Genomic DNA, 6,398 nt, shown 5'->3' with positions numbered 1-6,398 from the left:
CCCTCTTCTGTCACTTTCCGGGTATTCTGAATAAAAGGATAAAAAAAGAAAACCCTGAAAGGTAAGTAGAGCAATGGATGTAGAATTACAAATCTTGAAACATTTGGCAAGAGATGCTCATCCAACAGTTGCCACCATAGATGAATATTGTGCAGAGTATAAAGACCTGTTTAAAGAAGTAAGAAATTATGAGTGCTTCAAATATTTACATCTGGGAATAATGTCCCAAATTCAAAGAAAATCATTACCAGAGATAGCGAAAGTAGTAAGTATAAACTCTGCACAGTCGTTACATCATTTTCTAGCCAATTCAGATTGGTCAGTAAATAAGTTAAAACAACGAAGATTAAATAAATTGAAGAAAGAATTAGATGGTCAGGTGATTACAGTAGTAATAGATGAAACAGGAGATAGAAAAAAAGGTAAAAAGACTGATTATGTGGCTAGACAATATTTGGGAAGTGTGGGTAAGGTAGATAATGGGATAGTTTCAGTCAATGCTTATGGAGTTTGCTCTAACATAACTTTTCCATTAATTGTAAAAGTATTTAAACCAAAAGGAACACTAAAGGAGTCAGATAAATATAAAACTAAAATAGAGTTGGCATCAGAAATTATTACTGAATTAATTGAATCAGGATTTAATATTGAATTAGTACTAGCAGATAGTTTATATGGTGAGCCAGCGCGTTGGGCGGGTTCCCCGACTTGAAGCGACTGGCGAACCCGTAAGGGTGAAAGCAGCCAATTTATTAGAAAACTAGCTGAATATAAATTAGATTATGTCGTAGCGATAAGAAGTAATCATGGCGTCTGGTTGCCAGCAGGACAGAGCGTTAGGGCGAATAAGTGGTGTAAAGAAAGAGAGAACATTTAGCAATCAGAAATCAGAAAATAGATACATTAGGGAAATAATTTATGGTAAAAAAAGAGCCATAACTTACTGGGAAATAACTACTGACCCAGAAACCATGCCAGAGAATTAAACAACATTTGTAATGACAAATCTTCAAGGTAATCTCAAAAAGATTTTAGGCGACTTATATGGATTAAGAACCTGGGTAGAATATGGTTTTCGGCAGTGTAAACAGGAACTAGGCTGGACAGATTACCGTTTCACCAATTTCCAACATATTGAGAGGTGGTGGGAGATTATTTTTTGTGTTTACACGATGATTAGTTTAAATTCTCCAGTCTTCTTAGGCTTAAATCAATCTCGTCAAATTGAGACTGAGACAAAAGAAAATAATGATGTTGATTTTTCTAATCATCCACAATGGAACCATGAACACGGATGGAAGAATACTTTAAATAATCTGCGTCTCATTATCCAACCACTCTTACTATTTTGGTTGATTTATCCTTGGTTAAGTATTTTCCCTAATTCACAGTTATTGCTAGGATTCAATCATTTAATTGCTGCAATGAATCAATTTAAACCTGGTTATGCTTCTGGATAATTTAACTTATTTACTACTTGCTTATTCCGGAGAGTGACAGAAGAGGGCTATTTGCTCTAAAATCTCAGTTCCCCATTCTACAAGGGTTTCCTTGATTATTTCTTGTGTGCGTCCCCTCACAATTGCAAGTTTATTTACTTGTCCGACTATATTTTTGGCATACTAGGTACTGAAGAACCAAAATATTATCGGGGCTGAAGAACAGCAAATATGTTTTACTGAAAAATGAGTCTGACTTAAATGAAGAGCAAAAAAGAAACTGGTTGAAGTCAAAAATGTATCTCATACCCTGAAAGAAATGCATATTATTTTTCAGAGAATTAGACTTGTTTTATCAGCACAGCATTAAGGAGTTAAGGAGAAATCACCTATACCAAAATCTGCTAAACTTCATGATTCTTAACCACACTAGCTTCCTCGTGTAGCTGACAGAAGTTCCACAATCCAATAAGCTGATCTTAAAGTGGTAATTTTTCACCAAGCTCATCTGCACAAAAAGGTAAGCTTTGTTGGCTAGCATTTTTGGATGACCATGTGCAACATATTGCCTATCCTCTATGATCACTTAGTTGTTAATAACTACCTATACAGAAATGCCCCTTAAAATCGTCCAGAACTTTGATGGCAGTTTCACTCTTGAAACACAAGCTCAAGAAACTCTATTCAATTTATTGACAAACGTTGCTTTCTTAAACCAAATTTGTCAGCAGTTGCGGTGGGAGCAAGTTAAATTTACAAAATTACTTTTCCAACCAGTTCCTTACAGCCTAACTACTACTAAAGGAATGCCAGCAGAATTTGAAAAGTATCATGAATCTGATGAGTATGCCATTATCAACGTACCACCAAATTTCATGTTTAGTGCTAAGATTTTTAAACCCAGTCGTCTTTGTGCAATTTACCAAAAAGTGGATAAGGGGTAATTTTAAAGATAATTTTTTCATAATTAGCAATTCTCAATTCTGAAAACAAATAGTAAGTTTGATATTTGATGTATGGCTCTTGAAACGAATTTTTCTTCTTTGACAACCCTGGAATACATTCCTTACATTGATGATCGCGGTCAATTACCTGAACAATTTCAGGGTAAAATCGGGGTGTATGCTATTTTTGATCAAGAAAAAGTGCTGCAATTTGTAGGATACTCCCGTGATGTTTACCTCAGCCTCAAGCAGCATTTAGTCCGTCAGCCACAGCAATGCTATTGGGTCAAAGTTGAAACTATTGAACGCCCTAGTCGTACAATTTTAGAAAATACTGAAAATGCTTGGATTGCTGAAAATGGTAGTGTGCCATGGGGTAATGGGGATCACAAAGAAAAATGGACTCATCCCGTTGATGTTAAAGTGCTAATGACACCTGAAGAACAGGCAAATTATCAAAATCCAGCTAATGATGAATTAGCACAAATAAAAATTCTTAAAAATGTGGCGCGGAGAATAGAAGCAGAAATTTCAACGCAATTGCTAGAAGTGCGTGGTTTGCAAATGCAAATTCGCTTCAATCCTAAATTGAAAGAAGAAGGTTTACTAGATTTGAAATGAAGGTAGTTATGGGGAAAACTATCTTATGAATATTGCTTGTAATCTCCTATGACAATACAGCTGCTGAACGATCGCTATCAAGTTATCCGCACACTGGGCGCTGGTGGGTTCGGTGAAACCTATTTAGCAGAAGATACCTACATGCCTTCAAAGCGCCGTTGTGTGGTTAAACAGCTAAGACCGATTCACAACAATCCCCAAATTTACCAGTTAGTGCAAGAGAGGTTTCAACGCGAAGCAGCTATTCTAGAAGAACTTGGTGGCGCAAATGACCAAATTCCAGCATTGTATGCCTATTTCTCTTCAGGTGGGCAATTTTACTTAGTTCAGGAGTGGATTGAAGGCGATACCCTAACTGGAAAAGTTCAAACGCAGGGGCTATTTAGTGAAGGCGCTGTCCAGGAATTATTCATGAATTTATTACCTGTCCTGGATTACGTTCACTCTAAGCATATCGTTCACCGCGATATTAAACCGGATAACATTATTGTGCGTCATCGGGATGGTAAACCAGTGCTAATTGATTTTGGCGCTATACGGGAATCGATGGGAACAGTAGTAAATTCTCAAGGCAATCCTACCAGTTCGATTGTGATTGGTACACCGGGCTATATGCCGAGTGAACAAGCCGCAGGTAGACCAGTTTATTCGAGTGATTTATACAGTTTAGGAATGACAGTAATTTATTTGCTGACTGGTAGACAAGCACAACAACTAGAAACGGATTCCCAGACGGGTGAAATTGTGTGGCGACAGTATGCTAGCCATGTTAGCCCAATTATGGCAGGAGTAATCGATAAAGCGATCGCATATCATCCGCGCGATCGCTACCCCACAGCCAGAGCAATGCTGGATACCTTGCAGAGCATAGCAAATCCAATTCCACCGACGCAACCCCTCTTGACTCAACCGACTGTAGTCTCTGCACCACCACCTCAGACAGTAGCTGTCAAGCCACAGCCTACTCCTCAAAGCAATCAACCAAATGGTATTCTCATGGGCAGTTTGATTGCAGGTGGGTTAATCGGTGTATCTGTGATTATTAGTCAAGTGTTACCAAAATTTTCTCAACCGACACCAGACAAAGCGGTATTACCTTCACAAACACCGTCAAATGTCACCAACCCAGTGATAGAAACTCCCATATTTACACCAACTACCCCATCTTTTCCTACTCAATCTACACCTTCGTCAACTACATCAATATCGCCAGTTGACACCACGGCTGTCAACAATTATTTCTGGCTTTCCCAAAGACTTGTAACTGATACAGATTTGGATGGTAAAAACGGTTTTGAACTAGATATTATGCGAAATTCGATTTTTGCCAGTCACGGTCGCCGTTTTGACACTCCTGAATTACAAAATTACTTTAATAACCAATCTTGGTATCGCCCTATATATTTACCAAAAGCATTTCCACCTAAATTGCTGTCAAAATTAGAGCAACAGAATGTAGAGTATATCAACAAATATCAAGATCGTTATGGCTTGAGATATTTTAAGAAATAAGTTTTTTATGATTAGATAGAGGAGGTGTTGCCTTATCAAAACGTGCGCCTCCGTTGGAAACTCACGTTATTAAATAAATATCCTACTAAAAACAACCATAGCTGATTGACCCCGGAAAGCTACGACAGGCAAGGGAGAAGTCAGTGTGTTGAGGTAAGTCCAGCGGTGTAAATGAGATGTCAGAGCCGATTTCCCGCAGCAGGTGACTGGTGAGGTAGTCCGCAGGAAAGGGGGTTTGTACGCTAATAGCTTCTTTATTCACGCAGCCTTCCGTAACCAAGAAGTACAATTCGGTAGGGTCACCCAATGCACTGTCTCCCCTTGAAAAAGGGAAAATGAAGCCAAAGTTCCCATTTTTATGAGGCTAGGAGTCTTCTGTGGGTTTGGAGACAATAGGACATCTTTTCTGCGTAAGTCCTAATATTAGTTTGGACTTATCAAACGATTTCTTGCTACTTATTAGATAATATTTAGGTTAGCTTGTGTAGTATATTAGACAAAATTATGGATATTCAATACTCTAAAATTATTAGATATTAAAAATTAATCCTAACGAAATCTATATGGAGTCAGAACAAAACTATATTTTTCTCCCTCAAAGTCCATCTCTAGATACTATGCAGTTTCAGAACCAGGCATTTATATTTAAGATATAAAATTGCTATCTCCAAGATTAGCAATCCATAAGTTAAAGAAATGCCATTTTTATATTTTCTTTGTTATTTTGTATTTAACGGGACAGTTCTTCCTGATTTGGTGGGCTTAAATAACAATTAGTTAAACAATTTCCCCCCAAAGATGCATGTAAATTCTTTGCATTGTGCTTATTTTCCTTCCTAATTTACAAGCATAACGCAAATTGACTAGACAAATTACATGGTAATATTCCCAAGCGGCAAATAGTTCATCTACACAAGGAAAACCTTGCCTAAAACTATGCTTAAAACAAATAATCAGCGTATTTTTCTGCCTGCTTTTATTAAACCTTTAGAAGAAAAGAATCAAGCAGGTAGTAAAAAGCAATTTGCTCAACCTAAATTAGATTTACTGCAACCATTACGTCAATGGCTTGACAAAATTGACATTCAGAATCGTAAATTAGCCAAATTTATTGCTAAACTGATTCCCGCCCAGTGTCCATTCGAGCGTGATATCATGCTTTTTGGCCGCACAATAGGTCATATTCCACCTATGTGCAAGCTCAATCCGCTTTATAACGAACTTGTCTACTTGCGTTTTCGCGCTTTGTGTTATCTAGTAGATCAGTGTGGAGAGGATATTCAATCCTACTGCTGAACATAACTAGGAAAAACACAATATGGAAATTAAAGTTGAGCATCAACCCAGACAAGAACGTCTTAATGAAATGGGTGTCTTTAAATGGGAAATTTGGGAAAAGGAAGTCTCAAAATTCTCTTGGGTTTATGATTCTCAAGAAACTTGCTACTTTTTGGAAGGTGATGTAATTGTTATTCCTGATGGTAGACAGCCAGTGCAAATGGGTAAAGGCGATTTGGTGATTTTTCCCTCTGGTATGTCCTGCACATGGGAAATTAGAAGCAACGTGAAAAAACATTATTACTTTGATTAGTCAATAGACAAGAGTGATCCCTTTGTCTGTTAATGATCCAAAAGACCAACACCTCACAACATCTCATAACTTAATTTAGATTTCTATTATATGGAGGTTCGCAGCGAGTGTCGTAGGATAAAGTGGCAGAATCGGTAAATTGCTTATATCCATATCTGTCGAAACTCGTTGCGACTCCATCCCCTAAACAATATTGATAGGAATAAATAGTCTCATTTCCTCCAAATTTAGCAGAAAGTTCTTGCCAGATTGGTGGGTGATAACTAAAAATATAGTTGTAAAATTTTACTG

Annotated in this window: 5 protein-coding genes and 2 pseudogenes; all 7 read left to right on the top strand. The window is 37.5% G+C overall.

Annotation, left to right across the window (positions count from 1 at the left end; all coding sequences use genetic code 11):
* Positions 1–73 precede the first annotated feature (73 nt).
* The 7 genes and pseudogenes from RM347_RS18335 to RM347_RS18305 all read left to right on the top strand — a co-directional run bounded on the left by RM347_RS18335 (position 74) and on the right by RM347_RS18305 (position 6,107).
* Positions 74–1,460, top strand: a pseudogene (locus tag RM347_RS18335) (transposase).
* A gap of 179 nt (positions 1,461–1,639) precedes the next feature.
* Positions 1,640–1,797, top strand: a pseudogene (locus RM347_RS18330) (transposase); the annotation flags it as partial.
* A gap of 256 nt (positions 1,798–2,053) precedes the next feature.
* Entirely contained in the window at positions 2,054–2,383 is a 330-nt protein-coding gene (locus RM347_RS18325; protein WP_322720548.1) for a hypothetical protein, read from the top strand.
* Positions 2,384–2,455: 72 nt separating this feature from the next.
* Complete coding sequence (locus tag RM347_RS18320) at positions 2,456–3,004, top strand: GIY-YIG nuclease family protein (RefSeq protein WP_322720549.1); 549 nt, start codon at positions 2,456–2,458, stop codon at positions 3,002–3,004.
* 48 nt (positions 3,005–3,052) lie between these two features.
* Positions 3,053–4,516, top strand: a complete 1,464-nt coding sequence (locus tag RM347_RS18315) for a protein kinase domain-containing protein (RefSeq protein ID WP_322720550.1) — start codon at positions 3,053–3,055, stop codon at positions 4,514–4,516.
* A 936-nt stretch (positions 4,517–5,452) separates the two neighbouring features.
* Positions 5,453–5,812: a Mo-dependent nitrogenase C-terminal domain-containing protein gene (locus RM347_RS18310; protein WP_322720551.1), complete on the top strand. Its 360-nt coding sequence runs from the start codon at positions 5,453–5,455 to the stop codon at positions 5,810–5,812.
* A 22-nt stretch (positions 5,813–5,834) separates the two neighbouring features.
* Positions 5,835–6,107, top strand: coding sequence for a cupin domain-containing protein (locus RM347_RS18305; protein WP_322720552.1), 273 nt, complete (start codon positions 5,835–5,837; stop codon positions 6,105–6,107).
* Positions 6,108–6,398: the final 291 nt, after the last annotated feature.

This window comes from Nostoc sp. ChiQUE02, assembly GCF_034531305.2.
Taxonomy (GTDB): domain Bacteria; phylum Cyanobacteriota; class Cyanobacteriia; order Cyanobacteriales; family Nostocaceae; genus Nostoc.
Note: the sequence above shows the minus strand (reverse complement) of the source record. Positions and strands in the feature narration are given on the sequence as shown.

Bases quoted from the DNA above. Each gene is read 5' to 3' on its own strand.
- RM347_RS18305 (WP_322720552.1), top strand. From the start codon at position 5,835: ATGGAAATTAAAGTTGAGCATCAACCCAGACAAGAACGTCTTAATGAA.
- RM347_RS18320 (WP_322720549.1), top strand. From the start codon at position 2,456: ATGGCTCTTGAAACGAATTTTTCTTCTTTGACAACCCTGGAATACATT.
- RM347_RS18315 (WP_322720550.1), top strand. From the start codon at position 3,053: ATGACAATACAGCTGCTGAACGATCGCTATCAAGTTATCCGCACACTG.
- RM347_RS18310 (WP_322720551.1), top strand. From the start codon at position 5,453: ATGCTTAAAACAAATAATCAGCGTATTTTTCTGCCTGCTTTTATTAAA.
- RM347_RS18325 (WP_322720548.1), top strand. From the start codon at position 2,054: ATGCCCCTTAAAATCGTCCAGAACTTTGATGGCAGTTTCACTCTTGAA.